Below are 3,459 nucleotides of genomic sequence, written 5' to 3'. Positions count from 1 at the left end.
GGTGAGGTTTTTACAGATAATTTATAAATATAAAAAATAAATATATTGGTTTTATTGATAGCTTTATTATTTATCAAGGAATTTTACAGTTTTTCAATACAAATTTAAACAACAAAAAGCCCAAACCTTTCGATTTGGACTTTTTAAAATTTGGAACGGGAAACGAGATTCGAACTCGCGACCCCAACCTTGGCAATGTCAGCCACCAAAGTCGCCTTAGATAACTTTAGCCCTTAAAAACAAGCCATAACAAGCATTTATGGTTTGTTTTTTTGTAAAAATTATTTGCCAATAAAGGTAATTTTAAGTAATATTGTAAGATATTATCACATCAATCACTCTATCAATGAGGACTAGTCATGGTAGCAGGTTCAGAAATTAAAATAAATGAGCATGGTGTATTCATTACCACACCGAAGATCTTCAAAGTCAAAGCAGAGACAACAAAGCTTTTGGAGGGTGAGCAGGTGCCCATGCCCAACTTGCCCTTCTTACCCAAGCTCTACACGCTGTGTTTTCACTTTACCAATGATGATAATGTGCCATATGCTCATACTACTTATACTGCTCACAACAAAGCAACAGGCGAGTCTTTCAAGGGTATTACCGACAGCAGTGGCAAAACACAAGTGTTTTACACAGACTCCCAAGAGGATATCGAAATTCATCTAGATATTTAAGGAGTTATTATGTCGCAAAAAGAATATAAAACCACCACCGCCAGCACAGCGACAGATGCTCCGACTTGCAAGGTGGTCATCTCTGGTGTCCCTCGAAAATTTTTGGTACATTTTCGCAAACCTCTTGTTGATGACCCTTGGGGTTCTGTGAGCGAGCAAGTGCAAAACTTTGGTTTTGACTGGCTTCGAGATGAGTACATCCATGACATCGTCTCTGTCCTAGAAAATAACAATGAGCCCACACGCTTATACAGGGGCGATATTGACAAACTTAAAAAAGAATATACCCATCTTTGGTTTGATGACCCACAGCCTGTCGAGGTTTTAAGTAGGATTAAGACCTGCGGTGTCGATGAATATATCCCATCATGGCTGGCAGTATTTGCTGAGAAGCATAAGCCCGAAGGCGTAACACACACCCATGCTAAACTCCATCTACAGATAGACCAAGAGGCAGTAGACATGGATAGACCACTTGCCAAAGATGGCACGGTACTGATATTTACCCCCAGTGATGATGGTGTTGAGATTTATTTTAGAGACAAGTCTAGAGACAAGAACATTCTAAAGGTGCCACTGGAGATATTTTTGGAAAAAGGTCAACTCACCCGTCCTTTGGGCAAAGACACCTCCATTAAATACTATGCCGACCCAACCAAACAGCTTACCATCAAGGTCAAAACCCCCAGTGATAAGGTTCGCCATATCTTGGTAACCGCCAAACATAATAATCACAGCCGAGATGTTGGTGTTCTACTCATCTATCCCAATCATGAGATACCCGCCGCACACATTCAAGTAGTGCAATTTGCCATGATACCAAACAGCTACGCCATGCCAGAGCTTAGATATCAGGATAGACTAAGATCAGAAGCCTTTGGTCAGGCACTTATCAATCTAACCTTTGAGAGTAAGGTTTTTAACATGAGGCTTCATGAAAAAATACACACACGCCACCATCAAAGAGAGATAGAAGAGTTTTTAAAAAAATACGAATGTAGAAAAACCAGAACAAATAGCTACCCAAATCTGTTGGCTTTTAATAACACTCCTATAGATCGGCAAAATAGGTCAAATTTTGACTTGGATGTTCGGCAGTTATTTGAGCAACTGTATCCCAATACAGCACTACAAAGCAGTGCCATCTATGGCCACTGGACGGAGAGCAATCAAAATAAAACTACCCATCTCATATTTACCGATGTCAAGCCTGTTACCATGAATGTGGCAGTACCAACCTGCGAACCTGACGAGACAGGAAAAATACCTTCCACAGAGTATATTCATTCAGATAGCAGTGTTACTGGTGCCATTGGCGGTGTTGTAACACCACGCCCCTTTACAGAAGATGAAATCTCTTGTGGTTGTTTTGCAGGTATTCCTAACGACAAGTTATTAAACCAAGCCGATTATGTCAGTGGCAATACCGCCATCATCTATGCTGTCGCACAAAATGATATTTATGCGATATTTCACGAGCTTGGACACAGCTTTGGTCTGCCTCATACTTTTGACAAGCCACCAGAATTAGATAAACTCAAAGCCAGCAAAGGACATCTAGACGAGAGCCACGCCAAAGCCATCCTAAACCACTTTCCCACATATCAGTTTTATCAAGGATATACAGATAATGTGATGGATTATGAGGGGAGAATACCGTCATCTAAAACTCAACGAGATAAAGAAGCACCAGAGTATCCAACAGTCAATGAATATTCAGGTAAAATGAATTCTCTGTTTAAGTGGCAATGGAATATCCTCCGTGCTGACAGAAGCCTAACCATTCCCAAGAATAAGGAGTTATGATGAAATACTTTATCGCCACGCTATTTGCTCTTATCCATACAACTGCCTTTTCGGCACCACCTTATGAGTCAGCAGATTATTATAGCGAAAAACATTGCACTCCTAAGCATACATTTGAATATGACTATATACCGCCTCCACCTGTATACATAGGCATACCCCATGACAGAAAAGTTAAACTGATGTCTTTTGATGAATTCTTGACCCGTTTTGAAGTATCTTTGGATAAACATACAGATGAGCTGAGTCGTTGGGTTGTAAAAGAAAATAAAGCTCACATCATGCAGTTTAACGAATTAAACAGCTATCTTTATATCGGTAGAAGCCATGGCATGGTTCACTATTTACAATATTACATGCGTCATGAAACAGAAAAAGATAAGAAAAGAACGCATACTTTATCCGACGATGACAAAATGGCAATGATAGAAACCATTAATTTGGTTGTTCAAGACCATCAAAAATCCCAAGAAATATTAGACGAACTCTATAAAAGATATTTAGGGCGATTAGAGCTTGTTGTCGATGGATATATCTCTGTTTTTTTAGAGCATGATGGGAAGTATTTTTCTTTAAGGGGTATTAACACTCATTATCATCCTATAAAAAGATGTAATTTTAAAGTAGTGTATGCCTTATCTATTCTTTAAATGGCAATGGAATATCCTCCGTGCTGACAGAAGCCTAACCATCCCCAAGAATAAGGAGTTATGATGAAATACTTTATCGCCACTTTATTTGCCTTTATCCATACAACTGCTTTTTCAGCACCGCCTTATGAGTCAGCGGATTACTATAGTGAGACGCATTGTGTGCCAAAATGGCAAGTGCGGCATAATTATATACCTCCAACTCCGTATATCGGCATACCTGACGATAGGGAGGCTGAACTGATGTCTTTTAGTGAGTTTTTATCTCGCTTTAATGTGTCTTTAGATAAACATACAGATGAGCTAAGTCGTTGGGTTGTAAA

4 protein-coding genes are annotated in these 3,459 nt (G+C 39.4%); all 4 read left to right on the top strand.

Annotated features, from left to right (window positions below; translation table 11 throughout):
• Positions 1-473 precede the first annotated feature (473 nt).
• Positions 474-680, top strand: a complete 207-nt coding sequence (locus tag B0182_RS14085) for a hypothetical protein (RefSeq protein ID WP_143821767.1) — start codon at positions 474-476, stop codon at positions 678-680.
• Between the two features lie 9 nt (positions 681-689).
• Complete coding sequence (locus tag B0182_RS13465; RefSeq protein WP_078275403.1) at positions 690-2,486, top strand: zinc metalloprotease; 1,797 nt, start codon at positions 690-692, stop codon at positions 2,484-2,486.
• On the top strand, positions 2,486-3,136 hold the full coding sequence (locus B0182_RS13460; RefSeq protein WP_078275402.1) for a hypothetical protein: 651 nt from the start codon (positions 2,486-2,488) through the stop codon (positions 3,134-3,136). The genes B0182_RS13465 and B0182_RS13460 overlap by 1 nt, the downstream gene beginning before the upstream one ends.
• A 63-nt stretch (positions 3,137-3,199) precedes the next feature.
• Positions 3,200-3,459: hypothetical protein (locus B0182_RS13455; RefSeq protein WP_143821766.1), on the top strand; the 260-nt coding region annotated here is incomplete at its 3' end.

The organism is Moraxella bovis (assembly GCF_002014975.1).
Taxonomy (GTDB): Bacteria; Pseudomonadota; Gammaproteobacteria; order Pseudomonadales; family Moraxellaceae; genus Moraxella; species Moraxella bovis.
This window is presented reverse-complemented; position numbering and strand designations above follow the sequence as displayed.

What these genes read in the sequence shown, in the direction of transcription:
- B0182_RS14085 (WP_143821767.1), top strand. Translation starts at nt 474, where the DNA reads ATGCCCAACTTGCCCTTCTTACCCAAGCTCTACACGCTGTGTTTTCAC.
- B0182_RS13465 (WP_078275403.1), top strand. Translation starts at nt 690, where the DNA reads ATGTCGCAAAAAGAATATAAAACCACCACCGCCAGCACAGCGACAGAT.
- B0182_RS13460 (WP_078275402.1), top strand. Translation starts at nt 2,486, where the DNA reads ATGAAATACTTTATCGCCACGCTATTTGCTCTTATCCATACAACTGCC.